The following is a 24,110-nucleotide window of genomic DNA, read 5'->3' as shown; positions in this document are numbered from 1 at the left end:
CTAAGGCTTTTTTTTTGAGGGTGTACCTTGCATTACATAGTACTATAACCATTACACAACCATACAACTTACTACAATGAAAAATCTGTACAACTTCCTGTTATTGCTGGCCGCCCTGGCATTCCTGACCCAGGCCGCCTTAGCCCAAACTCCCGGTTCCCTTACTGGCTTGGTAGTAGATGAAAAAGGCCAGCCGATGAGCTACGGCACCGTGGCGCTTATGAAAGCCTCAGATGCCACCCTGCTTACCGGCACCGCCATTGACCTGGAGGGCAAGTTCTCCTTGAAAGCCCCTTCCTCCGGCAAATATTTCCTGCGTATCTCCGCTATGAGCTATGCCAACCAGGACCTGCCCGCCTTTGAGGTGCCCGCCGCCTCGTTTTCGCGTGATTTTGGAAAAGTAGCCCTGAAACAGGATTCCAAGGTTTTAAAGGAAGTAACCGTGCATAACCTGCGCCCCTGCGTAGACGTGCAAGCTGATAAAATGGTGGTAAGCGTGGAAGGCACGGCCATGGCCGCCGGAAATACCGCCTATGACGTGCTGGCTAAATCGCCGGGCGTGTGGGTAGACCAGGACGGAAATATCCAGCTCAACGGCAAACAAGGCGTGAAAGTGATGGTAGACGGAAAACTCACCTACCTGGACGGCAAACAACTACAAACCATGCTGCAAGGTATGCCCGCCGACAACCTCAAGAATTTGGAGATCATCGCCAACCCATCGGCTAAGTTTGACGCCGAAGGCACCGCCGGTATCATCAACATCAACCTAAAGAAAAACACCTTGACCGGCCTGAACGGTAGCGTTTACGGCGGTTATTCCTACAACTCTAAAAGCGGGGCCAACGCCGGCGTGAACCTGAACCTGAAACAAGGCAAGTGGAACTCCTTTGGAAGCATTGATATGGCCCAGCGTCCCAGAAAAAGAACCTTCAGCATGGACCGTACCTTCACCCGCGAAGGCCAGAACGCTACCTTGACCCAGTCCGGCAAAGAAGAAGGCGAGTCCTTCTCTCCTTCCGCCCGCTTCGGGACCGATTATGATCTGAAAAAAAACCACAGTGTGGGCGCCACCGTCAGCCTGAATCAATCCCGCAACAACTCCGGCGTGAATACCAAATCTACCTTACTTGACCCCAGAGAAACCGGCGCCATCCACAACCAAACCGGTACCCATAACAAAGGTAAATTCAGCAACGTGACGTTTAACGCGCATTATGCCGGCAAACTAGACACCTTGGGCACCACCCTTTCCGGAGACGTGGATGTAGCCAGAATCACCGAAGACAATTATAGCGACTTCCTGAACGACAGGACGTTTTCTACTGGAAAAGCCCCTGAGCAAGAGTATTTTGAGAACGAAAACCCTACCTCTTACCAGATCTATGCCGCCAAAGTAGATTACATGCGGCCCTTCCCGTCCATTAAAGGAAAATTGGAATTGGGCGCCAAAGCCAGCTACGTGGAGTCTGACAACCAGATAGACTTTTACAGCTTTGAGAACGGCCTGAAAGTACGGGATACCAAACGCGCCGCGGACCATTTCATTTATGAGGAGAATATTTATGCCGCCTATTCCAATTTCAGCGCTAGCCTTAGCCCAAAATTCACCTTGCAGGCCGGCCTGAGAGCCGAGTACACAGACTCCAAAGGAAACTCCATCCCCAACCAGAAAGTGACGCCCCGCTCCTACTTAGATTGGTTCCCCAGCGTGTTTGTGCAGCAGAAAATCTATGATAACTACACCGTGGGCTACAACTACAGCCGCCGCATCTACCGTCCGCGCTACAGCAACCTCAACCCTTTCCGGTTTTACATTGACGCCAATACTTATGCGGAAGGCAACCCTTACCTGAAACCGGAATACACCCAATCCTTCCAGGTAACCCAGACTTTCAAGAAGAACTACAACCTGATTTTAGGCTATGCCTACACCAAAGATGATATCTCTGAGGTACCTAGCTTCTTCCCGGAGGAAAACAAGATGATCTTTAAACAGAGCAACGTGGAGAGCGAAGTAATCAACGCCACTGCCGTGGTACCAGTAACCATCACCTCTAAATGGAACATGAACAATAACGTGACGGTGGCCCGCCAAAGCTATACCACTCTAGTGTTAGATGGAAGCAGAATCCAGAACGCCCAGACTATGTTGTCTGCCCAGATCAATAACAACATCATGCTGCCCAAAAACTTTAAATTGGAAGTAAACGGTACCTACCGGAGCAAAGGCGTCTTCAACGTCTATACCACCAAGGCCGCCGGTTGGGTGGATGTGGCGGTAAAACGCTCTTTCCTGAAAGACAAACTGGAAGCCAACCTGGCCGTGACCGACCTCTTCCGGTCCAACAAAATGCAGGGCACCTCGGCGGTGAACGGTAACCAGAACGTGATTGACATGTATAACTTTGGCCGCGGCGTGCGGGTGAACCTGCGGTACCGCTTTAACAAAGGAGAGAAATTTGAAGTGAAGAAACGCAGCAACAGCCTGGACGAACTAAACCGGGCCGGCGGGAATTAATTTCGCCTGAGCCCTTACTGGTCCATGGCTTCCAAATTATTTTCTTAAATTGAAGCCCTATTGGTACATCTGAGGCAGAGAAGACCACCTTCCCTGCCTCAGATTCTTCATTATTTATTTAACGATTGACTGTGAACCTATCTAAAAATCTCCTTTTGCTGGCCCTGGTGTCCGCTTCTTTTGCCGCCTGTAAAAACGACCAGGCTTCTACTACCACTAAAACGGCTACTACCGCCACCACTTCGGCCGCAGACAGCACCGCTGAAGAGGCAGACGAAGCTCCGGTAGCTGTGGCCGCCGCCCCTGAAATTGTGTATATCAACTCAGACACGCTTTTGAGTAACTACCAGTATTTCAAAGACGTGCGCGCCAGATTAGAAGCCAAAGGCAAAAGAATGGAAACCGATCTACGGACCAAAGCCAGCAGCTTCCAGAAGGAAGTGGAGCAATACAGACAAACCGGTGCCGGCATGACCCAGGAGCAACGCGCTTCTACAGAGCAACGCCTGGCCCAGAAAGAGCAGCAGATTGCCGCCCAGCAACAGTCCTCAGGTTCTCAACTGGCTAAAGACGAGAACGATGAGATGAAGAAAATCTACGACAAAGTAGCGGACTACCTGAAGAAAATCAGCAAGGAGAAAGGTTATAAAATGGTCTTGACTTATAGCCGTGGCAACAGCGCCATCCTTTACGGAGATGCCTCCCTGGACATCACCACTGAGGCCTTGAAAGGTTTGAACGAGGAATACAAAGCCACTAAGAAGAAATAGGCTTTCCTTTTTTATCTTATAACAGAAGAAGCCCGGCAAGTTGCCGGGCTTCTTCTGTTATAAGCCTATTTACTACAGCTTTTTCCGGATATCTGCCAGAGACACGCCCGTTTCACGGGCATAAAACGGGTGCTTGCTGCTGCCAACCACCTGCCCACCATAAATACCGGTATGCCCGGAAAACAAGTAGGCTACCACGCAGGCCAGGCCAGCATAAATTCCTACTTCGGCGCCAAATAGTTCCATAGCCATTAGGGTGCAAGCCAAGGGCGTGTTGGCCGCCCCCGCAAAGACCGCCACAAACCCCATGGCCGCCAATACTTCTAAGGGCAGCGGCACCCAGGGAAACAAAGCATTGCCCAGCGTGGCCCCAATGAAAAACAAGGGCGTTACCTCGCCCCCCTTAAACCCGCAGCCTAATGTAAGAGCGGTGAGGGCTAGCTTGAGCAGGAAATCATACCGGGGCAACGGGTTCTGGAAAGACTCTACAATGGTTGGAATGCCTAAGCCTATGTATTTGGTGGTACCTAAAAGGTAAATGATCACTGCCAGTAAGGCGCCACCCACCACCGGCCGCAAAGGCGAGTACCCAACATATTTCTTGAAAAAAGAACCTACCAGGTGAGAAGCATGGGAGAATAGGCGGGCAGCCAAGGCAAAAGCGATTCCGGCGGCCAGGGCAGCGGCAAACGTAGTAATGGATAGCGCTGGGACTTCCACCACCGGGTAAGCAGTATGGCCTACGCCCCAGGCGGTGGTCACGGCATCTGCCACCACGGCCGCCAGGAAACTGGGCAGCAAGGCATTGTACCGTAACTGCCCCAGCAAAAACACCTCCAGACCGAAAACGGCCCCAGCCAGCGGCGTGCCAAACACTGAGGCAAAGCCGGCACTCACGCCGCAGATCAGGAGAAGTTTACGGTCGCGGGGCTTTAACCGGAAGAGAGGTGTTAATTGGTCGGCTAAGGCGCCGCCCATCTGTACGGCGGTTCCCTCACGCCCCGCTGAACCGCCCACTAAATGCGTGAGGACTGTAGCAAGCAACACCAAGGGCGCCATCAGGAAGGGGATTCTTTTTCTGGCCGGGGTATGGATTGCCTCTAACAACAGGTTATTGCCTCCTTCTACTTCTCGGCCCCATTGGTGATAAGCCCAGCCAATGATCAAGCCACCCACGGGCAGTAAAGCCATCACCCACAGGTTTTCCTCCCGGTACGTAGTAGCTAGGTCCAGCAACACCAGAAACAAGGCAGACGCGCTACCGGCCAGCACTCCTACCAAAGAGGCTAGAAAGACCCATCCGGCTAAAAAAGTAAAATTTAGGAAGAGGTGCGGATAGGCTTTGGCCCGAAGAAGAGACCCGCGAAAGAAAGACTTAAAATTAGGCATACCCCTGATTTGATTCCATGATCAACCTAGGCACCGGAACCTCCGGCACCCATGTAGGAGTCATCAGCCTTTGCAAAAGAGGCGGTTGAATTGGTGGCACCCCATCACCAGATCCAAAAGTAGCGGGTCACCTGCATTTTCACAAGTGAATGGAGGATCGTTTTGGGCCTGTTTTCAGAAAAACGGCCTTAAAACAGAAAAGCACGAAAATCTATTCGTAGCGCAAAGATTCAATAGGGTCTAGCTTAGAGGCTTTGTAGGCCGGGTAATAACCAGAGAACAACCCCACGGTAACACAGATAGCCATCCCTACCGCCATCCAAAGCCAAGGCACAAAGAATTCGCCCTGCCCAATTAAGATAGCAATGCCGTTGCCCATAAGAACACCCAGCAAAATACCCACTATGCCGCCCAGCACACAGATCACAATAGCCTCAATCAAAAACTGCTGCCTGATTTGTTTGATGGTGGCGCCCAAGGCTTTTCTAATTCCAATCTCACGGGTACGCTCCGTCACGCTCACCATCATAATGTTCATGAGGCCAATAGACGCGCCCAGCAAGGTGATGAATCCTACCAGAAAGCCGCCGGTTTTCAGGTAGCCGGTAATCTTGTTTAGGGTTTGCTCCACAGAGTCGCTGCGGGTAATCTCAAAGGAAGCCTCCTGCCCCAGGCGGTCCTGGCGCACTTTGCGCATAATGCCGGTGGCCTCTTCCATGGCGTAGGCTAAACTGGTTTCGCCTAGAATAGCAGACTTGATGTTAAAGGTAAGCGGTGTGGGGGTAGGAATCTGAGTAGCGGCTTCCAGTGGGATAATGATAAGACGGTTACTTCCGCCGCCGCCCATGCCGCCGCCCTGGCTTTTTATCTTACCTACTACTTTAAACCTTCGGCCCAGCATGATAATACTTTTCCCTTCGGGGCTTTGCTTGGGGAACAGTTTTTCGGCTATCTCATCACCAATAATGGCCACCGGGGCCCCTGTCTCGTATTCCAGGCTGGAAAAGGGCCGACCCAGGTCTAAGTCATAGTTTTCATTGACCAGGAAATTCTCATCGCCGCCTACCACAGAGTTGGTGGGGTTGGTTTTGATATTGCCTGCTTTTACGGCCACACTGCCGCTCACCTGCGCAGAAATGCTTACCCGGGCCTTATCCTGCATCAGTTCTTTGTATTGCTTGGCTTGGAATTCGGTAATATCGGGGTACATTTTATTCTGGCGGCCACCGCGGCTGCCCCGGCCGTCCCATTTTTTCTCAATATCAAAGGAATTGGCCCCCAGGGTAGAGAAGGTATTGGACACCGAATACTTGATTCCTTCAATAGCCGTTAGAATACCTACCAGAGACATAATGCCTATGGAGATAATTAAGGCCGTGAGCACGGTTCTCAATAGATTGCTCTTGATGGAGCGAAAACCTTCTTTTATGTTTTCTAAGTAATTCATGGCTTATCAGAATCCTGGACCGCACCGGAACTCTTTATCTGTCGTAAATACAAGGGATTTCTTACTCTTATAAAAGTACTTGTTTTCCTGAATATTGCCCGATTTTCCTAAATTTGATTAAAACCACTTATAGATGAAGTCTTTGTGCCGGATTTTTTTAGTGCTGTTGGGCTTGTTGGTGACTACCCCCGGCTGGGCATCTTACCTGCTGCTGCCCATGGACCAAAGCCAGAAAAACCACCTCAAAGCCTACGGCATTGCCTATTGGGCCTTGCAGCGCCAGGTGGAGGTTGATTGGCTCCTCAATTACCAGGGCGGTGCCTTCGCCTTTAAACAAGCTCCCGAACTGGAGAAAGAGTTGGTGGTGCGGGGTATCAGTTTCCAGGCCATTTCTGATGCGCAGTATAACCAGATCCTGACCCAGATTGCTGCGCCTGAGTCTAACATGGATGTGATGAAACTGGAAAAGGCCCCCAAAATTGCGGTCTACTCCCCCAAGTCCAAACAACCCTGGGATGATGCTGTGACGCTAGTCTTAACCTACGCCGAGATTCCCTATGATCTCATTTATGACGATGATATTCTGGAGGACAAACTGCCTAAATTTGATTGGCTGCACCTGCACCATGAAGACTTTACCGGCCAGCAGGGCAAGTTCTACAGCGCCTTCCGGAACGCGCCCTGGTACCTAGAACAGAAACGCGAGTCAGAGGCCATTGCCAAGCGATTCGGGTTCTCAAAAGTTCCGCAGCTAAAGAGCGCCGTAGTACAGCGCATTCGGGACTTCTGCGCGGGCGGCGGGTTCATGTTTGCCATGTGCTCTGCCACTGACACCTATGACATTGCCCTGGCCGCCATTGGCCTGGACATCACCGAAAGCATGTTTGACGGCGACCCTTCAGACCCTCAAGCGCAATCTAAACTCAACTTTGACAACACCTTCGCCTTCAAAGACTTTACGCTAATTAGAGACCCCTACCACCCCGAGTTTTCTAACATTGACAACTCCCAAATGGAGCGGGGCCTGCGGGAGAACAATGACTATTTCCAGCTCTTCACCTACTCGGCTAAATGGGACCCCATCCCTACTATGCTCACCCAAAACCACGAGAAAACCATCAAGGGCTTTATGGGTCTGACCACCGGGTTCAAGAAGAGGCTAATTAAGTCTGACGTGGTGATTATGGGCGAGAACAAAGCCATTGACGAAGCCCGGTACATACACGGCACCTACGGCAAAGGCACCTGGACCTTCTATGGGGGCCATGACCCCGAGGACTACCAACACTTTGTGGAAGAGGAGCCTACGGATTTATCGCTGTACCCTAACTCCCCCGGCTACCGGTTAATCCTCAACAACATTCTCTTCCCGGCGGCTAAGAAGAAAAAGCAGAAGACCTAATTGCTTGTTAATTGTTAATTGTTAATTGCTAATTGTTTTTTTTCCGAGGAAGTTTAGGGATATCTAATACCAAAAACCGTTTTGAGCCTGTTTTCAAGAAAACAGGCTCAAAACAGACCCAAACCTATTTCTGCACTTTTATATCTGATATTTTTTACAATCAGCAATTAACAATCAACAATTCTTTTAATGCACCCTGTCCGGCCGGTGTTCCAGGTTGGCAATGATATCGGCTTCAATCTCTAAGAGTTCATTTAAGCGGGCATCAACCACTTCTTTGGGCATGTACTCCTTGGCCAACTTCACGAAGCTCACATAATGAGCAGCCTCTGAGACCATCAGTTCATAGTAGAACTTCTTGAGACCTTCGTCCTCCAGGTTTTGCCAAAGCAGTTTGAAACGCTCGCAGCTACGGGCTTCAATGAGGGCGTTCACTAGCAGGTGGTCCATGAGTTGCCGCTCCCGAAGGTTCCCCTTTCTGATGTGCTGACTAAGCTTCACCACGTACTCATCGGGCCGGTTACGCCCTAACCCGAAGCCCAGCTTCTTGAGCTCGTCCATGACGCGCTCAAAGTGGCCCCATTCCTCGGCTACCAGGGCGGTCATTTCCTCTACCAGCTTAGTTTTGTCTGGGTACTTCACAATCAGGGAGATGCCGGAGGTGGCCGCCTTCTGCTCACAATAAGCGTGGTCCACCAGAATATCCTCAATATTCATTTCCACTATGTTCACCCACCGCGGGTCTGTGGGCAGTTGCAGTTTAAGAATTGATTTAGCCACGGGTAAAGAATTTGAAGATTGGGAAATGAGGAGATATGGACATTTGGAGATTTGAAAATAGTAATGAGTTTGTAAGAACGTCGCCTTTGTTAGTGTTCTCACCAACAAACTGAAAAAGCCGGTATTTTCTAAATTCAGCGTTTTAGAGCCATTTTTATGAAATCAGGTCCAAACCAGGTTACCTGTTAACCAAATGCCTTTTGTGGCAGTTGAAAGTGCTTTCTTCTTGTTGGTGAGAACACCAACAAAGGCACAGAATTACCATTTCCACATCTTCACATTTTCAAATCTCCTAATGCCCTTCTAATCATAGAAGTTCCAGCGCAGCCCGAAGATAAAGCTGAAGGGGTTAGCCGGATAATAAGGAGTTGCAAAATATCCCGGCTCCCAACTTTTAGTAACCGTGTTCAGGTGGCTGGCTTTCAGGAAAATGTTGATGGTTTTAATATCAGTGTTCAGGAACACATCTAAGGTAGGATATTGGCTTACCGGGAAGGCGTTCTGAAGATGGAACTGTTGCGTTACCGGCATATAGCCATCGGCTAGATAAGTAGAATGCCAGTTCATTTCTACCCCCGCCTGCACGTTAATGGCCTTCTTGAACATAGGTCCCTGCAAATACGCCTTGCTGTTCACGTACCACTCTGGCATCCTGATCACGTCTGGACCGCTCACCCTGTTATAATAGACGGTGTTGTCAAGCACAAAAGCCTTGATATTGAATTTGTAGCGGGCACTGGCCTGTATTAGGTTAATGCCATCATTGGTTTGAGCAGGCGTGGCGAAGTTTTCCTTCGAGCCTACCGAGTCTTGGTAATACACGTAATTCTGCAGGTTGGTGTATTGCAGTTGGCCCACAAAATAATGGTTCCCTATCCCAGCCTCCAGGGTAGCGGCAGACTGAGTAGCTTGAGTGTTCTCAAAAGAGTTGAACCACTCAAAATGGTTACTGATGTACACGCGCTGCAGCAAGGTGGGCGAATAAGAGGTTCTGGTTTGGCGTACGGTCAGGTACTTGAGGCGGGCCTGGGCATTTAGCCGGTAATCCCCGCCGCCTAATTGGAATTCAGCATCTGTGGTAACGTAGATGTCATTCTTCAGCCTGAACTGGGCCTCACCGCCAATAAAGTTGTCGGCAATGGTGCGGTTTACATGGTTCTGGTAATTAACCCGGTTGGTGCCTCCTCCGGCCACTTCTTCTTGACGGGCCCCTCTGGCCGATAGCTCATAAATTCCATCGCGGCGCTTGGCATAGGCCCGGTACACGAAAAGCTTTCCGCTGCCCATCACCCCAAACGTGTTTTCTATCTGCCGGAAGTAGGACTCGTCCTTGGTTTGTGCCGTGTCAAGCAGAGTTCTGGGATAGAATATTAGAATTGGCTTAGAATCTTTAGAGGTAGTATAGGGCAAGGCCTCATCTGAGAATTCATTATGCTGCGTGTTCACGTCCAGGGTATGGTACAGTTGCAGGCCGGGGCCCAGCAGCTTATACCATTGGGTAGCATGGAAATTGTATCGCTTTTCCTCAGAGGCCGCCTTATTTAGCCTCACGGCCTCAGACTTGTAGCTAAAAAGGCTGTCGCGGGTATCGCCGGCCTCTGGGCTAACGCCCCCCAGTTCTATCTGCTCATGGCTGGTCTGGCTGTAATTGGCCATTAACCGGTACCGCTCATTCTTACTGAAATAATGGGTAAACGCCTGCAAGCCGTAATGGCTCACCAATCCGTCCAAACGGTTGCCAATGGAGCCAATCTGCCGTTCACTGCCTACCCGCTCATAGCCCACCCCCACGTTCCAATTTGGTTTGACGTTACGCGTGTGTTTGGTCCGGAAGATAGACTCGCCCAACGACCCTTGCAAGTAGTTCAAAAACGTGTGGGGTGATTTGGTATCATAGTATTCAATGGTCTTGGGATTAACGGCGTAGACATCAAACGCATTTCGGCCCAGGCGATTCCCCAGGATGGTGGGCATTTGCCAGAAGAGCGGCTGGGAGGCGGTACCTACGTTCCCCAGGTTCTGCTGCAGGGTAGAATCATAGTACCAATGCCGAAGACTGTGCAGATTGGTGAGGGAGGTGTCAATACGGCTGGGCGTGAGGTTGCCTTTAAAGATATCTCGCTCATACAACACCATGGTAGTGGCAGACCCATAAATGGATTTGGTGGAGTCGTTCAACACCTGGGCCTGGGTAAGCAGCGAGGTACCCAGCAAGAAAACAACAACCGCAGAAAGGAGCTTTTTGTAATTCACGTCCAAAATTAAGAATTAATATCTGATCCCCATTGGGCCAACCCCTGCCTGATGACGTCATCAAATGAAGGCTCCTGCGGGGCAAAGGCATTTCCTACCGGCATATAGAAAACAGGCGCTTGCCGCCAGAGCGGTTCCAGGCTTGGCTGTTGCCATTTCACGGCGTCTTTCTGCGTCATAAGAATACTCACTTCCCGGTCTTGCAGTTGCTGCCAAAAGGTAATAACCTCTCCTACGCGGGCCGGGGTAACTTCGGCATGGTCTGCCCACTCAAAATGGTGTAAAATAGTATGGCCACTTTCCTGCAGGTGCTTCACTAAAGGCCGTGCGTTGGCAATTCCGGTTACCAGAAGTAATGCTTTCCCTAACGTAAGTTTAGAGCTTAACGGTACGGCTGGGGCATACACTATTTTAGAGAAGAATACCGGGGTACCAGGCAAGGTGTATCCTTGGATTTGGCTTCGGATAGAAACAGCCTCTTCTGGAGGGATTACCTCCGGGCATTTAGTGACCACCACCGCATGGGCCCGGCGGGCGCCTTGGCGAGGCTCGCGCAACCGTCCCATAGGCAGCAAATGGTCCTGGGTGAAGAGTAGGTTATAATCAGTGAGCAGTAAATAGAAAGAAGCTTTCACGGCCCGGTGCTGAAAGGCGTCATCCAGCAGGATCACGTCCAGATCTGGGTACAATTGAAGCAGCCGTTGAATGCCCTCTGCCCTTTTCTCGCAGACCGCCACAGTTACACCGGGCAAGTTTTGGGTATACTGGAAAGGTTCATCGCCTATGGAGGCGGCCGTTGCCCGTGCATCTGCCAATACAAAACCTTTAGTAGCCCGCTTGTAGCCGCGTGATAAGATGGCAATGCGCCGGGGTTGCAACAGACGGGCCAGGTATTCCACCTGGGGCGTTTTACCGGTTCCGCCCACGCTAAGATTGCCTACGCAAACCACAGGAATTGGGGCCCGGTAGACCTTGAAGAATTCTCCGTCGTATAAAAGATTGCGCAGACGTACCACCGCCCCGTACAGCATGGCAAAGGGCAGCAACAGATACGAAATAAAGGACAAGACGGAGGCCATGGGCTGCAAAAGTAACCGAATTTTAACTTTCTTTGCGCGTTAAGGCTTCAAACCTACCAAATGACAAAGATAAAAGAGGTAGTACAGGCGCTGGAGCGGTATGCCCCCCCTGCCTACCAGGAATCCTATGACAATGCTCTCCTCCAGATTGGGGACCCCGAAGCCACTATCACCCGCGTGCTTGTGACCCTGGACTGCACCCTGGAAGTGGTACTGGAAGCCATAGACCGCGGCTGTAACCTGATTGTGGCCCACCACCCGGTCATCTTCAAGCCTTTGAAAAGCCTTACCGGCAAAACGCCCGTGGAGCGCATTCTGCTCAAGGCCCTGGAACACAGAATAGCCATCTTCGCCTGCCATACCAACCTTGACCACGTGCACAACGGGGTCAACGCCAAACTCTGCGAGAAACTGGGTATCACCAACACCAGCATTCTAGCGCCAAAAACCGAGACCCTCACCAAGCTGGAGACCTATGTGCCCCTGGAAGACACTGAAAAAGTGCTGGCAGCGCTGCACAAAGCCGGCGCCGGACAGATAGGCGATTATTCAGATTGCAGCTTCCGGATTACAGGTACCGGGCGGTTTACCCCTTCCCAGCAGGCTAACCCGCACATTGGCGAACCCGGCAAGACCGAGGAAACCATAGAAAACAGAATTGAGGTGGTATTTCCGGCCTTTAAACAAACCCAGATCATGCGGGCCCTGCTGCAGGCGCACCCCTATGAGGAAGTGGCCCATTACCTGGTGTCCTTGAAAAACGAAAACCAGGAGGTGGGTGCCGGCATGGTAGGCGATCTGGAGGAGCCGCTGCATACAGATGCCTTCGTGCACCATTTAAAGGAGCGCCTGAAGATCAATACTTTCAGGCATACCGCCTGGCCCCAGAAGCAAATTAAGCGGGTGGCCGTGTGCGGCGGCGCGGGGAGTTTCCTGATCAGGCAGGCCAAAGCGGCCGGCGCCGATGTCTTCCTCACCGCCGATCTGAAATACCACGAGTTTTTTGAAGCCAATGCCCAAATGGCGCTGGTAGATGTTGGACATTATGAAAGCGAAGTTTACACGAAGGAGCTTTTTTATGATATACTTACAAAAACTTTTTCTAATTTTGCAGTCGATTTGTCATACACCAATACAAATCCCGTTAGACACAGCTAAATATCCATGGAAAGTACTGTAGCAAGTAAGTTAGACGCACTTCTAAGACTTCAGAGCTTAGATTCTCAATTAGACCAAATTCTACAAGTTAGAGGCGACCTACCCGAAGAGGTTCGTGACCTGGAAGATGAGATTGCCGGCTACCAAGTACGCGTAAGCAAATTTGATGAGGAGATCGCTGAACTGCAGCAGTCTATTGCCAACCGCAAGCAAGGCATCAAAGACGCTGAGAAGCTGATCAAGAAATATGAGGAGCAGCAGGAGAACGTTCGCAACAACCGCGAGTTTGACGCCATCACCAAAGAGGTAGAGCTCCAGAAACTGGAAATCCAGATCAACGAGAAAAAAATCCGGGAGGCTAATTTCCAGATTGAGCAGAAGATTGCTGACATTCAGGACACTAAAAACCGCCTGGAAGAGCGCCAGAAAGACCTTAACACCAAAAACAGCGAATTGCAGGTAATGGTGAGCGAAAGCGAAGAGGATGAGCGCAAGCTTAATGAGCAGAAGCAGGAAGCCATATCTCATATTGAAGAGCGACTTTTGTTTGCTTACAACCGTATCCGTAAAAATGTGCGCAACGGACTGGCCGTGGTAACCGTGAAGCGTGACGCCTGCGGCGGATGTTTCAATACCGTTCCCCCACAGCGCCAATCAGACATCGCCTCTAAAAAGAAAATCACCGTTTGCGAACACTGCGGCCGTATCCTGGCTGATGTGGAGCTGAAGGTAATCGCGTAAAACAGACTGACAGTTTTTATATTTGGGAAAGGATGGCAATTGCCATCCTTTTTTTATACCCTTTTCCTTAGGCAGGGACCTTTCAATTAAAACTAGGGACCACTCAGGTGCTAGTTTGTTATTCCTCGTTCTAAGCTTGTTTTTACAAAAACAGGCTTAAAACGAAAAACAAGCCACCAACCCAATGGAGAAAATATACACCTCTTATTTTCAGAAAGGCCCTGGTAAAAAGACCACCTGCATTATAGAGTGCTTCCCTTTTTGTTTTAGGGCTGTTTTTCAAAAAACGGGCTCAAAACGGAAACCCACTTGAAAACCGCGTCCGTTCAGTTTACTGACTATCTTTGCCTCCAGAATACAACCACTCTATGCAGCAGCTTACCTTGCCTTATTCTGAGCTACCGGTTTCTTGGCAACAATGGAAACGGCAGGCGTTAGCATGGGCTGCGGCCGATCATGAGGCTGTGGCGTTTTATGAACCTAACAACATTCCCTACCGGCACGGGCCTTTCCTGAACATGCTGGGCCTCCGGAGGAAAAGCCAGGCAGAATTAGGCCAGGAGGTGGCCACCACCTGGCAGGAACTGGAAGCGCTTTTAGCAGTTAAATCGCCTGCTCCCCTCCTGGGCTTTTTTACCTATGACCTAAAGAACGGCCTGGAAAATTTGCACAGCCTGCACCCTGACCACGTAGGCTTTCCTGATCTCTATTTTTTCAGGCCAGAGACTTGGTTAGTTTGGGAAGAAGATTCCGTCACCATATTTTCCTTCCTCGCAGATCCTGCCACCATTGCTAGTGAGATTTCGGCTACACCGTTTACAGCTTGTTTTTCTGAAAACAGCGTCAAAACGGAAGCCAGGGTTCCTAAGGAAGAGTACCTCAAAACCGTGGAGAACCTACGCCAGCACATTCTGGAGGGCGACGTGTACGAGGTCAATTATTGTCAGGAATTCTTTTCTGAGCATGCTACCCTTTCCCCGGTTCCCCTGTTTTGGCAACTAAACCAGGCCTCTCCAACTCCCTTTGCAGGTTTTCTTAAATTAAATGACCGGTACCTGATGTGTGCCAGCCCTGAACGTTTTCTGAAAAAGGAGAACCAAAAGCTGATTTCCCAACCCATAAAAGGCACCATCAAGCGTGCCACCACCCCTGCCCAGGACCAACAGCAAAAGGCTACACTGGCTGCCAGCGAAAAAGAACGCGCCGAAAACATGATGATCGTAGACTTGGTGCGCAATGACCTCAACCGAGTGGCCGCTACCGGAACGGTGCAGGTGGAAGAGTTTTTCGGGCTGTACCCGTTTAAGTTTGTCTGGCAGATGATCTCTACGGTAACTGGGGAATTGCCAGAAGGAGTAAGTAGCGTGGAAGCCATCAAAGCGGCCTTCCCGATGGGTAGTATGACGGGCGCTCCTAAAATAAGCGCCCTTGAACTGATTGAGCAGTATGAAAAAACCAAAAGGGGCCTTTACTCCGGTTCATTAGGCTATTTCCTGCCCAACGGCGACTTTGACTTTAACGTGGTGATCCGAAGCCTGCAATACAATGCCCAAACCGGGTATCTCTCCTTTGAGGTAGGCAGCGCCATCACCTATGACTCAGACCCGGAACAAGAATACCAGGAATGCCTTTTAAAAGCCGCCGCCATCACGCAGGTCTTAGAAAAATCTTCATTTAAGCTTTAACTCCCTTCCGTTTGAACCTGTTTAGGGAAGCCTAATAATAAATAACCGAGCCGCTATGGCTGGTATTCTCCTCGACCATCCAGATTCAGGAACCTTAGGTGGAAATAAAATGCAGCAAAAGCACGAGAAATTGGCTTCTTGCTAATGAACTTCTTTTTTTTCAGCTAAGCAAAAGGAGAACGGTAGTAAGCAAATCTTCCAGAAATGGAAAATCACGCAAGATCTATGGTACTACTGTACATTTGCAGCACCTAAAAGCCTTAACCAAATTGTTACTACACCCCAAGCGCCTGTCCCTCAAGAGACAGGCGCTTCTTCGTTAAAAATCATCTGCCATTCTGTCATAATCTCTTAAAATGCCGTATCTTTGCCTCTTTGATGAGATGATATGCACGCACCCATTCTGGATTTAGATTTCATAGATAACCGCACGCCCGAAGAAGCCGCCGCGTGTGATACCAAAGTAACCGTAGACACAAATACCGGTCGTCAGCGCAAGCTATATATTGAAAGCTACGGCTGTCAGATGAACTTTTCAGACAGTGAAATAGTCTCCTCTATCTTATTTGAAGCCGGTTTTGATACTACCTCAGACGTCAAAAACGCTGACCTGGTATTGCTGAATACCTGCTCTATCCGGGAAAAAGCGGAAACTACCGTTCGCCATCGCTTGCTCCAGCTGCAGCACATGAAGAAAAAGCGCCCAGGCCTGATTGTGGGCGTATTGGGCTGCATGGCTGAGCGCCTCAAAAAGAACCTGCTGGAAGAAGAGAAAATGGTGGACCTGGTGGTAGGCCCAGACGCATACCGCGATCTTCCCTCCCTTATTAGCGAAGTGGAAGGAGGCCAAAAGGCGGTAAACGTACTGCTGTCCCGCGAGGAAACCTACGCTGACATTAACCCGATCAGACTGAACAGCAACGGCGTGAGCGCCTTTGTTTCTATCATGCGAGGCTGTGACAATATGTGCTCTTTCTGCGTGGTACCGTTCACCCGGGGCCGGGAGCGCAGCCGTGATGCCCATTCCATTGTGCATGAGGCGCAGGAACTGGTGAAACAAGGTTATAAAGAAGTGACCCTACTGGGCCAGAACGTAGACTCCTATAAATGGGCCTCAGAAGACGGCTCTGAGAAAGTGAACTTCGCGCAATTGCTGGAGCAGGTAGCCCTTATCTCCCCAGACCTGCGGGTGCGGTTCTCCACCTCGCACCCCAAAGACATCACAGATGAAGTACTGCTTACCATGAAAAAGTACGACAACATCTGCAAATACATTCACCTGCCCGCCCAGAGCGGTAACTCCCGTATTCTGGATTTGATGAACCGCACCTATGACCGCACCTGGTACATAGACCGCGTAGATGCCATCAGAAGAATCCTAGGTGAGGAATGTGCCATTTCTACTGATATGATTTCAGGGTTCTGCACCGAAACCGAGGAAGAGCACCAGGACACCCTCACGCTTATTGACTACGTGCAGTATGACTACGCGTATATGTTCTTCTATTCAGAGCGCCCCGGCACCCTGGCAGCCCGCAAGCTGGAAGATGATATTCCCCTGGAAGTGAAGAAGCGCCGTCTGCAGGAGGTAATTGACAAGCAACGCCATTATTCCCTTATCCGGAATGAAAAAGTGGTGGGCACCGTTCAGCGGGTATTGCTGGAAGGCTTCTCTAAGCGCTCCAAAGATATGCTCAGCGGCCGCGATGATAAAAACAGAATGGTTATCATCCCTAAAATGGACTACCAGAAAGGCGATTACGTGAACGTCCTGATCACCAACTGCTCTGTAGGCACCTTGTTTGGCGAACCGATTCTTTAATGTGCTAATTACTAATTAATTAATGTGCTATTCTTCTACAATTAGCACATGAGCACATTCCATCATTAGCACATTAAAAAATGCGTGAAATAGAGATACAGTCGGTGAAGCAGCGGTTTGGCATCATCGGGAATTCGCCTTTGCTCAATTACGCCATTCAGGTGGCGGTGCAGGTGGCTCCTACTGATATGACCGTGCTCATTTCCGGCGAAAGCGGAAGCGGGAAAGAATCTTTTTCCAAGATCATTCACCAGTTGAGCCCCCGCAAGCATGGCCAGTTCATAGCCATCAACTGCGGCGCCATTCCTGAAGGCACCATTGACTCAGAATTGTTCGGGCATGAGAAGGGCTCCTTTACCGGTGCCCAGGAGGCCCGCAAAGGATATTTTGAGGTCACCAACGGCGGTACTATTTTCCTGGATGAGATTGGGGAAATGCCTTTGGGTACCCAGGCTCGCCTGTTGCGCGTGCTGGAAAACGGTGAGTTTATCAAAGTTGGCTCTTCCAAAGTACTCAAAACCGATGTACGCGTAGTAGCCGCTACCAATGTGAACCTACTTCAGGCCGTGGAGCGCGGCCAGTTTAGAGAGGATTTGTATTACCGCCTCAACACGGTGCCTATCAGCGTGCCTCCTTTGCGGGAGCGCGGCGAGGACACGCACCTGCTGTTCCGAAAATTTGCAAGTGATTTTGCTGAGCGGTACCACGTGAAGCCGGTCACGCTGCTGCCAGATGCGGTGCAGGAACTGCTTAGATACCGGTTCCCGGGCAACATCCGGCAATTGAAGAACATTGTGGAGCAGATTTCGGTGCTGGAGTATGAGCGCGAGATTAATGGCCCTACATTACGCAAATACCTCCCGCAGGAGCAGATAAACCAATTACCGGCCATCTTCCATCCGCAGGCCGGCACAGACGGGGCCAATGGCATTTCTGAGCGCGACCTACTGTACAAGGTGTTGTTTGACATGCGCAAAGACATGAACGACCTTAAGCAGGTGGTCTTTGATTTATTGTCGCACCAGCAGGGAGACGCGGAACTTTTGAAGGCCAACAGCCACTTGTTTGAGGAGGTACGCCCCTATGAGCCACCCGTGTACCGCCCCACCCCAGAGCGCCGCGACGGCTACATGCTGTCTGTAGACGAGGACGATGAGCCTTATGAGGAGAAAGTAGAGGATATCTCGCATGAAACCGAAGAAGAAAGCCTTTCTCTGGAGCACAAGGAAAAGGAAATGATTCTGAAAGCGTTGAAGAAGCACGGGAATAAACGCAAATACGCCGCCAAAGACCTGGGCATCTCAGAACGCACGCTTTACCGCAAATTAAAACAGTACGACCTTGAAGACTTATAAATCCTTCTCCTGCCTCTTGCCGCTGGTGCTCCTCACGTTTCTGTTGAGCGGGTGTTACTCTTTTTCAGGGGTGAACCTTTCGCCAGACGTGAAAACCATTTCCATTACCAATTTCAGCAACGCCTCTGGCCAGGGACCTTCTAACTTACAGCAGTTTGTCACCGAAGACTTCAAGGATTACTTCCAACGGAACACTAACCTGCGCATCTTGCCGCAAGCCGGGGATCTGCAGATTGAAGGCCAGATTCTAAGCTATTCTTTCAGTCCGGCAGCTATTCAGCGCAGCGATTTGCCAACCGGTGGCAACGTAGGTCTGGACCAGGCGGGCGCAAACCGGTTAACCATTGTGGTGCAGATCAATTACACAGACACCAAGAACCCAGCCAACAACTTTGACCAAAGCTTCTCTGGGTTTTATGACTTTCCGCCCACGCTGGATATCAACCTCATAAGCCGGTCCCAGATTCAGCAGATCACAGAACGCATTATCTACAGCGTTTTTACCAAAACGGTAGCAAATTGGTAGCTATCTTTGCACCAGCAAAACCACCCAAATTTTAATTGCGGAAGTACTATCCGGTATTTCAACATAATCCAGTAATTTGACCTGGCCATTCTGTGGCCAGGCAAGTCCTAATTTCATGAACAAAGCGGCATTTTTAAATATTGTACGGCAAGTGGCACCTATCCAGGACCAGGAAGTAGACGACCTGGAGAAACTGGTGGTATCGTTTCCGTATTGCCAGACCGCACATGTTCTGTTGGCGAAGGCCGCCCATGACCGGGGCAGCATGCTCTCTACCCAAAAACTGCGTCGGGCCGCCGCCCACGCCTCTAACCGCCAGCTTTTAAAGCAACTGATTTACGCCGCCCCGCCGGTTCAGGAAGCCTACTATCCAGAACCAGCCGAAGAGGAAATTCAGGAACCTGCTGCCGTTTCAGAGCCGTTTTTCGAAAACGAGCCCGAAAACTACGTTTACACAGAAGAGGGTGTGATTATCGAAGAGCCGGCCCTGCACGAGCCGGAACTAGCGGTGATCCCAGACAATGACCTAGCTGAACTTGAAACGCAGGAGGAGATTTCTTCCCCGGCAGAACCAGAAACAGAGGAAGAAACCACCAACGTCCTTGAAGAACCTACTACTTTCCTGGAGGAGGAATCCGTTGATGCCTTTGAGGCCATCGTCCCAGAATCAGAAGACCTAACCCCTGCTTTACTCCCCACTGACAATGAGTTGGAGGAGGAAGAAGTGATTGCTTCTGAGTTTGAGCCGGAGGCAGAAATACTTCCTGGTGCCTTGGCGGAAACTTCGGAAGATTCCCAGGAACCGCAAGAACTGGAAGGTGCCGTTCTAGAGCCGTTTTTTGAAAAAGAGGCTGAAAACAGTAATCAGGCCTTTGAGGACGAAGACTTCCAATTTGAGCAAGACGAAGACAAAGCAGCCATTTCAGAAGACGTTCCAACTTTTGAGGAAGAAGATGACTTCAACCTGGATGAGTTGTTTGAGCTGATTCAAATCAATGGGCTTGCCAGCCTATCGGCTCCTATTCCTAGCGTGAACCTTACGCATGAGGAGATCATCTCTGAGATCACATCTACCTCTGAGATAGCCTCTTTACAGGAGTTACCTGAACTTACGCCCCAAGCCAACCAGCTCCCTGCCGCCGCCGCTGCGCCAGATGATAACCTGTCGGCGTACCTGGAGATAGCGGAGCTTTACACGGTGTATGACACTTCTGGGTATGAGTTTCCTACCCTTAAAGTGAACGCTGTAGAGCCCGCGGCACAAGAGCCCGAAACGGAGCAGGACCCCTATCTGTCTATTTTCACCCAGAACAACCTGGCCTATTGGATGGGCTCCAGCCGCTTAGGTGAAAGCATTCAGCTCAAAGATGAGCTTACGTCCCTCACGCCCTTCTATTTCCAGCCAGAGCTTATTCTGGAGCATGTGAAGAGCCACCATGTGCCGGCCCCTGAGCCAGAGGAAACCCCGGCCGCCAAGCTGGACAAGCAACTGCAGATCATCAACCAATTCCTGAAGTCGGCGCCAAAGCGCAAGAACATGGCCAATGCCCAGCTGCCCCATGAACCGCAGGAAGACCTGTCGGCCAGAAGCTCCAAACCCAAGAAGAACCTGGTGTCAGAAAATCTGGCTCTCATCTTCATAAAGCAAGGAAAAGCCAAAAAGGCCGTCAAAATTTATGAACAATTAATAGTAAAGTTTCCAGAAAAAAAGAGTTACTTTGCCGAACAGATAGAAAAATTAAGAAACGAACTTTAGTATGTACATTGCTCTGATCAGCGTTATCCTTTTCCTTTGCGTGCTGTTGATATTGGTGGTTCTTTCCCAGAACTCCAAAGGCGGCGGGTTGTCAAGCCAGTTTGGCGGCGGCGGTACCAGCCAGCTGATGGGTGTGAAACGCACCGGCGACCTTTTAGAGAAACTCACCTGGGGTTTCGCCATCGGGATCATTGTACTTTCTTTAGCCTCGCATACTTTGAACTTAGGTGCCGGTGATGACAACCGCAGCGTAAACGAGCAACGTGCCGGCCAGGGAGCGCCTATCGCCCCTGCTCCTACAGCAGCCCCAGCCGCCATTCCGCAGCAGGAAGGCGCAGCCACCACGCCAGCCCCGGCTCCGGCAGACTCCGCTAACTAATAAGAAAAGCAGTTCTAAGCATACCCTTTATAGCAGTCCGAACCTTCACCGGTTCGGACTTTTTTTTGCCTTTCCGTTTCGGGCCTCTTTTTGGAAAAACAGGCCTAAAATTAAAGAAAGCCCGCCAAAGGCTGACAAATTTTACCTTGCACTCCCCTGTCTGTCAGTTCGGCGGGCAGGAATGTCAGCGTGAAAGCGGCCAAAATGCGGCAAGATGGCAGACTTCTGCAATTGGCATAAGAATCGCTAGTTGCCTAACCGTCTTAAAGGCCGTAATGGCCAAAGACAATTATCGTTAACTTAATCTAATCTTATAACAACCCTATGGCCTTAGATCTAAAACCATTGGCAGACAGAGTAATTGTGTTACCTGCTGCGGCTGAAGAAAAAACCAAATCTGGTATCATCATCCCTGACACTGCCAAAGAAAAACCACAGCGCGGCGAAGTAGTAGCTGTAGGAGAAGGCAAAATCTCCGACCAAGGTGTTTTAGTTAAATCACAATTGAAAGTGGGCGACCAGGTATTGTACGGCAAATACGCCGGTACTGAGATCTCCCTGGAGGGCGAGGATTACCTGATCATGCGCGAGTCTGACATCCTGGCTACTCTTTAATCTTAAATCTAATCATCAACCATAATCTATCATAAGAAACTATGGCATCAAAAAACATCACTTTCGACATCGAAGCCCGCAATAAGATTAAAAAAGGCGTAGATACCCTGGCCAACGCCGTGAAAGTAACCTTGGGCCCTAAAGGCCGCAACGTAATCATTGACAAGAAATTCGGCGCGCCAAGCATCACCAAAGACGGTGTAACGGTAGCCAAAGAAATTGAACTGAAAGACGCCGTAGAAAACATGGGCGCCCAGTTGGTGAAAGAAGTAGCCTCCAAAACCGCCGATATGGCTGGTGACGGTACTACAACTGCCACTGTTCTGGCCCAGGCTATCTACACTGCCGGTTCTAAAAACGTAGCCGCCGGTGCCAACCCAATGGACCTGAAGCGCGGTATTGACAAAGCTGTTCACAAAGTAGTAGAAAACCTGAAGGCCCAATCCAAGAAGATTGAAAACTCTTCTGAAATTGCCCAGGTGGGTACTATCTCTGCCAACAATGACGTGGAAATTGGCCAAATGATCGCCGATGCCATGGACAAAGTTGGGAAAGACGGTGTGATCACGGTAGAGGAAGCCAAAGGAACTGAGACCGAGGTGAAAACCGTAGAAGGTATGCAGTTTGACCGCGGTTACCTGTCTCCTTACTTCGTGACCAACCCAGAGAAGATGGAAGCCGAGTTTGACAACCCTTACATCCTGATCTACGACAAGAAAGTGTCTACCATGAAGGAACTGCTTCCGGTATTGGAGCAAGTGGTTCAGTCTGGTAAGCCATTGGTAATTATCTCTGAAGACGTAGACGGCGAAGCCCTTGCTACCCTGGTAGTTAACAAATTGCGTGGTTCTTTGAAAATTGCTGCCGTGAAAGCCCCAGGCTTTGGAGACCGCAGAAAAGCCATGTTGGAAGACATTGCTATCCTGACCGGTGGTACCGTTATCTCTGAAGAGCGTGGCTACAAGTTAGACAACGCCACTCTGGACTACTTAGGCCAGGCAGAGCGCGTGATCATTGACAAAGACAATACCACTATTGTGAACGGACGCGGTACCAAAGAAGGTATCACTGCCCGTGTGAACGAGATCAAAGCACAGGTTGAGAAAACTACCTCTGACTATGACAAGGAGAAACTGCAAGAGCGTCTGGCTAAATTGTCTGGCGGGGTTGCCATTCTTTACATTGGTGCTTCTACTGAAGTGGAAATGAAAGAGAAGAAAGACCGCGTAGATGATGCCTTGCACGCTACTCGCGCGGCGGTTGAAGAAGGTATTGTAGCTGGTGGCGGTGTAGCCCTTATCCGTGCTATTGATGCCCTTAACGATGTAGATACCCGTAATGAAGACGAGAAAACCGGCGTGCAGATTATCCGCACCGCGTTGGAGTCTCCACTAAGAACCATTGTAGCCAACGCCGGAGGCGAAGGATCTGTGATTGTGAACGAAGTACGTGCTGGTAAAGCTGACTACGGTTACAACGCCCGCGACGACAAGTTTGAGAACATGTTTGCCGCTGGTATCATTGACCCAACCAAAGTAACGCGTCTTGCGCTTGAGAACGCCGCTTCAGTAGCAGCCTTGTTGCTGACTACAGAGTGTGTGATCGCTGATGAGCCGGAAGAAGGTGGAGCTGCAGCCGGTGGCGGAATGCCAGGCGGAATGGGCGGCATGGGTGGCATGATGTAATCTGCCTCCTATACCTAACACATAAGAAAGCCCCGGCCAATTGGCCGGGGCTTTCTGTTTTAATAGCCTTTTCTGTTTTAGGGTTGTTTTTAGAAAAACGGCCTTAAAACAGGTTTTACTTCAGGGCCTTGATGTTTATTTTGATATCATGCGGCGCGGTCTCATCTCCCCCGAAGTAGGGATACAACTGGTAGCCTTTTCCTTCGCCGGTACACCCGCGCTCATGCTCTACCGTTTTGTCTCCCACCTTGTACAGGTATTTTCCATCTGCCAGGGTAAGTTCACAGGTATAGGTTTTCTTTAGGTCAAGGACCGTGATAAAGGTAGAGGTGTTCTTCCCGCCTTTATAGGAGTAGGCGTGCAGTTCCAGTTGGTTGTTGAACCAGCGCCACCCAAAGCGGGCACTATTCTCATGGTGCAGGGTGCCGCAGTCGGCCATGCCGTACAGTTTGTTGATGTCTGCCTGGTTGCCCGGGTCTTTGGTGGCATACACCGCGGTAGAGTCAAACCTGACTTCAAATTTTAGGGTGTTCGTGTTTAGGAATTTGATAGGATTGGAGGTTTCATGGCCTCCAGCGTTGATGGAATAGGTAGTGCCTTCTTCTACGGCAGCTTCTTTTGGGGCAACAACTTCCTCTTCCTCTACCCCCGTACAGGATAGAGCCAACAAGGCCAATGAAAGCAACAGAGATTGCTTTCGCGCAAAAAAATTCATGGGTTTAGTAGAGTTTTAGTATAGAATATATT

19 protein-coding genes and 1 riboswitch are annotated in these 24,110 nt (G+C 50.2%); of the genes, 13 read left to right on the top strand and 6 right to left on the bottom strand.

The window, feature by feature from the left end:
• Positions 1 to 76 precede the first annotated feature (76 nt).
• Positions 77 to 2,521: an outer membrane beta-barrel protein gene (locus ACYVJQ_RS08755; RefSeq protein ID WP_460892694.1), complete on the top strand. Its 2,445-nt coding sequence runs from the start codon at positions 77 to 79 to the stop codon at positions 2,519 to 2,521.
• Between the two features lie 131 nt (positions 2,522 to 2,652).
• Positions 2,653 to 3,291 (top strand): OmpH/Skp family outer membrane protein, encoded by a 639-nt coding sequence (locus ACYVJQ_RS08750; RefSeq protein WP_460892693.1) that lies wholly within the window; start codon positions 2,653 to 2,655, stop codon positions 3,289 to 3,291.
• Positions 3,292 to 3,363: 72 nt separating this feature from the next.
• On the opposite strand, the gene ACYVJQ_RS08745 is transcribed toward ACYVJQ_RS08750, so the two are convergent.
• Together ACYVJQ_RS08745 and ACYVJQ_RS08740 are read right to left on the bottom strand one after the other, a co-directional pair.
• The gene (locus tag ACYVJQ_RS08745) at positions 3,364 to 4,680 is read right to left on the bottom strand and encodes a voltage-gated chloride channel family protein (RefSeq protein ID WP_460892692.1); all 1,317 of its coding nucleotides are present in this window, start codon (positions 4,678 to 4,680) and stop codon (positions 3,364 to 3,366) included.
• A gap of 47 nt (positions 4,681 to 4,727) precedes the next feature.
• Positions 4,728 to 4,798, bottom strand: a riboswitch (Fluoride riboswitch).
• A 93-nt stretch (positions 4,799 to 4,891) separates the two neighbouring features.
• Entirely contained in the window at positions 4,892 to 6,127 is a 1,236-nt protein-coding gene (locus ACYVJQ_RS08740; RefSeq protein ID WP_460892691.1) for an ABC transporter permease, read from the bottom strand.
• Between the two features lie 133 nt (positions 6,128 to 6,260).
• On the opposite strand from ACYVJQ_RS08740, the gene ACYVJQ_RS08735 reads away from it, so the two are divergent.
• Positions 6,261 to 7,529 carry an asparagine synthetase B gene (locus ACYVJQ_RS08735; RefSeq protein WP_460892690.1) on the top strand — a complete coding sequence of 423 codons (1,269 nt, stop codon included), beginning with the start codon at positions 6,261 to 6,263 and terminating at the stop codon, positions 7,527 to 7,529.
• 186 nt (positions 7,530 to 7,715) lie between these two features.
• Here the strand turns inward: ACYVJQ_RS08735 and ACYVJQ_RS08730 are convergent, their stop codons facing one another.
• The 3 genes from ACYVJQ_RS08730 to lpxK form a co-directional block, all read right to left on the bottom strand.
• A complete protein-coding gene (locus ACYVJQ_RS08730; protein ID WP_460892689.1) occupies positions 7,716 to 8,309 on the bottom strand; it encodes a MiaE family protein in 594 nt (197 codons plus the stop codon).
• Positions 8,310 to 8,612: 303 nt separating this feature from the next.
• On the bottom strand, positions 8,613 to 10,562 hold the full coding sequence (locus ACYVJQ_RS08725; RefSeq protein ID WP_460892688.1) for a putative porin: 1,950 nt from the start codon (positions 10,560 to 10,562) through the stop codon (positions 8,613 to 8,615).
• A gap of 8 nt (positions 10,563 to 10,570) precedes the next feature.
• Positions 10,571 to 11,641 (bottom strand): tetraacyldisaccharide 4'-kinase, encoded by a 1,071-nt coding sequence (gene lpxK, locus ACYVJQ_RS08720; protein WP_460892687.1) that lies wholly within the window; start codon positions 11,639 to 11,641, stop codon positions 10,571 to 10,573.
• Between the two features lie 60 nt (positions 11,642 to 11,701).
• Between lpxK and ACYVJQ_RS08715 the strand changes: the two genes are divergently transcribed.
• From ACYVJQ_RS08715 to groL, 10 genes are all read left to right on the top strand, one after another.
• A complete protein-coding gene (locus ACYVJQ_RS08715) occupies positions 11,702 to 12,799 on the top strand; it encodes a Nif3-like dinuclear metal center hexameric protein (RefSeq protein ID WP_460892686.1) in 1,098 nt (365 codons plus the stop codon).
• Between the two features lie 6 nt (positions 12,800 to 12,805).
• The gene (locus ACYVJQ_RS08710) at positions 12,806 to 13,540 is read left to right on the top strand and encodes a zinc ribbon domain-containing protein (protein WP_460892685.1); all 735 of its coding nucleotides are present in this window, start codon (positions 12,806 to 12,808) and stop codon (positions 13,538 to 13,540) included.
• A gap of 368 nt (positions 13,541 to 13,908) precedes the next feature.
• On the top strand, positions 13,909 to 15,225 hold the full coding sequence (gene pabB / locus ACYVJQ_RS08705; RefSeq protein WP_460892684.1) for an aminodeoxychorismate synthase component I: 1,317 nt from the start codon (positions 13,909 to 13,911) through the stop codon (positions 15,223 to 15,225).
• Between the two features lie 388 nt (positions 15,226 to 15,613).
• A complete protein-coding gene (gene miaB / locus ACYVJQ_RS08700) occupies positions 15,614 to 17,047 on the top strand; it encodes a tRNA (N6-isopentenyl adenosine(37)-C2)-methylthiotransferase MiaB (RefSeq protein ID WP_460892683.1) in 1,434 nt (477 codons plus the stop codon).
• A gap of 80 nt (positions 17,048 to 17,127) precedes the next feature.
• Positions 17,128 to 18,402, top strand: a complete 1,275-nt coding sequence (locus tag ACYVJQ_RS08695; RefSeq protein ID WP_460892682.1) for a sigma-54 interaction domain-containing protein — start codon at positions 17,128 to 17,130, stop codon at positions 18,400 to 18,402.
• Entirely contained in the window at positions 18,389 to 18,928 is a 540-nt protein-coding gene (locus ACYVJQ_RS08690) for an LptE family protein (protein ID WP_460892681.1), read from the top strand. The genes ACYVJQ_RS08695 and ACYVJQ_RS08690 overlap by 14 nt, the downstream gene beginning before the upstream one ends.
• 115 nt (positions 18,929 to 19,043) lie before the next feature.
• Entirely contained in the window at positions 19,044 to 20,684 is a 1,641-nt protein-coding gene (locus tag ACYVJQ_RS08685; RefSeq protein ID WP_460892680.1) for a hypothetical protein, read from the top strand.
• 1 nt (position 20,685) lies between these two features.
• Positions 20,686 to 21,063: a preprotein translocase subunit SecG gene (secG, locus tag ACYVJQ_RS08680; protein ID WP_460892679.1), complete on the top strand. Its 378-nt coding sequence runs from the start codon at positions 20,686 to 20,688 to the stop codon at positions 21,061 to 21,063.
• 324 nt (positions 21,064 to 21,387) lie between these two features.
• Complete coding sequence (groES, locus tag ACYVJQ_RS08675) at positions 21,388 to 21,678, top strand: co-chaperone GroES (RefSeq protein WP_460892678.1); 291 nt, start codon at positions 21,388 to 21,390, stop codon at positions 21,676 to 21,678.
• A 41-nt stretch (positions 21,679 to 21,719) separates the two neighbouring features.
• Complete coding sequence (gene groL, locus ACYVJQ_RS08670) at positions 21,720 to 23,363, top strand: chaperonin GroEL (RefSeq protein WP_460892677.1); 1,644 nt, start codon at positions 21,720 to 21,722, stop codon at positions 23,361 to 23,363.
• 115 nt (positions 23,364 to 23,478) lie between these two features.
• Here the strand turns inward: groL and ACYVJQ_RS08665 are convergent, their stop codons facing one another.
• Positions 23,479 to 24,078 (bottom strand): hypothetical protein, encoded by a 600-nt coding sequence (locus ACYVJQ_RS08665; protein WP_460892676.1) that lies wholly within the window; start codon positions 24,076 to 24,078, stop codon positions 23,479 to 23,481.
• Between the last annotated feature and the right edge of the window lie 32 nt (positions 24,079 to 24,110).

This window comes from Rufibacter soli (genome assembly GCF_054781795.1).
The sequence above is the reverse complement of the archived record's forward strand: the minus strand, read 5'-3'. Positions and strand labels throughout refer to the sequence as shown.

What these genes read in the sequence shown, in the direction of transcription:
- ACYVJQ_RS08755 (WP_460892694.1), top strand. Translation starts at nt 77, where the DNA reads ATGAAAAATCTGTACAACTTCCTGTTATTGCTGGCCGCCCTGGCATTC.
- ACYVJQ_RS08745 (WP_460892692.1), bottom strand. Translation starts at nt 4,680, where the DNA reads ATGCCTAATTTTAAGTCTTTCTTTCGCGGGTCTCTTCTTCGGGCCAAA.
- secG (WP_460892679.1), top strand. Translation starts at nt 20,686, where the DNA reads ATGTACATTGCTCTGATCAGCGTTATCCTTTTCCTTTGCGTGCTGTTG.
- groES (WP_460892678.1), top strand. Translation starts at nt 21,388, where the DNA reads ATGGCCTTAGATCTAAAACCATTGGCAGACAGAGTAATTGTGTTACCT.
- ACYVJQ_RS08735 (WP_460892690.1), top strand. Translation starts at nt 6,261, where the DNA reads ATGAAGTCTTTGTGCCGGATTTTTTTAGTGCTGTTGGGCTTGTTGGTG.
- ACYVJQ_RS08695 (WP_460892682.1), top strand. Translation starts at nt 17,128, where the DNA reads ATGCGTGAAATAGAGATACAGTCGGTGAAGCAGCGGTTTGGCATCATC.
- lpxK (WP_460892687.1), bottom strand. Translation starts at nt 11,641, where the DNA reads ATGGCCTCCGTCTTGTCCTTTATTTCGTATCTGTTGCTGCCCTTTGCC.
- ACYVJQ_RS08740 (WP_460892691.1), bottom strand. Translation starts at nt 6,127, where the DNA reads ATGAATTACTTAGAAAACATAAAAGAAGGTTTTCGCTCCATCAAGAGC.
- groL (WP_460892677.1), top strand. Translation starts at nt 21,720, where the DNA reads ATGGCATCAAAAAACATCACTTTCGACATCGAAGCCCGCAATAAGATT.
- ACYVJQ_RS08710 (WP_460892685.1), top strand. Translation starts at nt 12,806, where the DNA reads ATGGAAAGTACTGTAGCAAGTAAGTTAGACGCACTTCTAAGACTTCAG.
- pabB (WP_460892684.1), top strand. Translation starts at nt 13,909, where the DNA reads ATGCAGCAGCTTACCTTGCCTTATTCTGAGCTACCGGTTTCTTGGCAA.
- ACYVJQ_RS08715 (WP_460892686.1), top strand. Translation starts at nt 11,702, where the DNA reads ATGACAAAGATAAAAGAGGTAGTACAGGCGCTGGAGCGGTATGCCCCC.
- ACYVJQ_RS08665 (WP_460892676.1), bottom strand. Translation starts at nt 24,078, where the DNA reads ATGAATTTTTTTGCGCGAAAGCAATCTCTGTTGCTTTCATTGGCCTTG.
- miaB (WP_460892683.1), top strand. Translation starts at nt 15,614, where the DNA reads ATGCACGCACCCATTCTGGATTTAGATTTCATAGATAACCGCACGCCC.
- ACYVJQ_RS08685 (WP_460892680.1), top strand. Translation starts at nt 19,044, where the DNA reads ATGAACAAAGCGGCATTTTTAAATATTGTACGGCAAGTGGCACCTATC.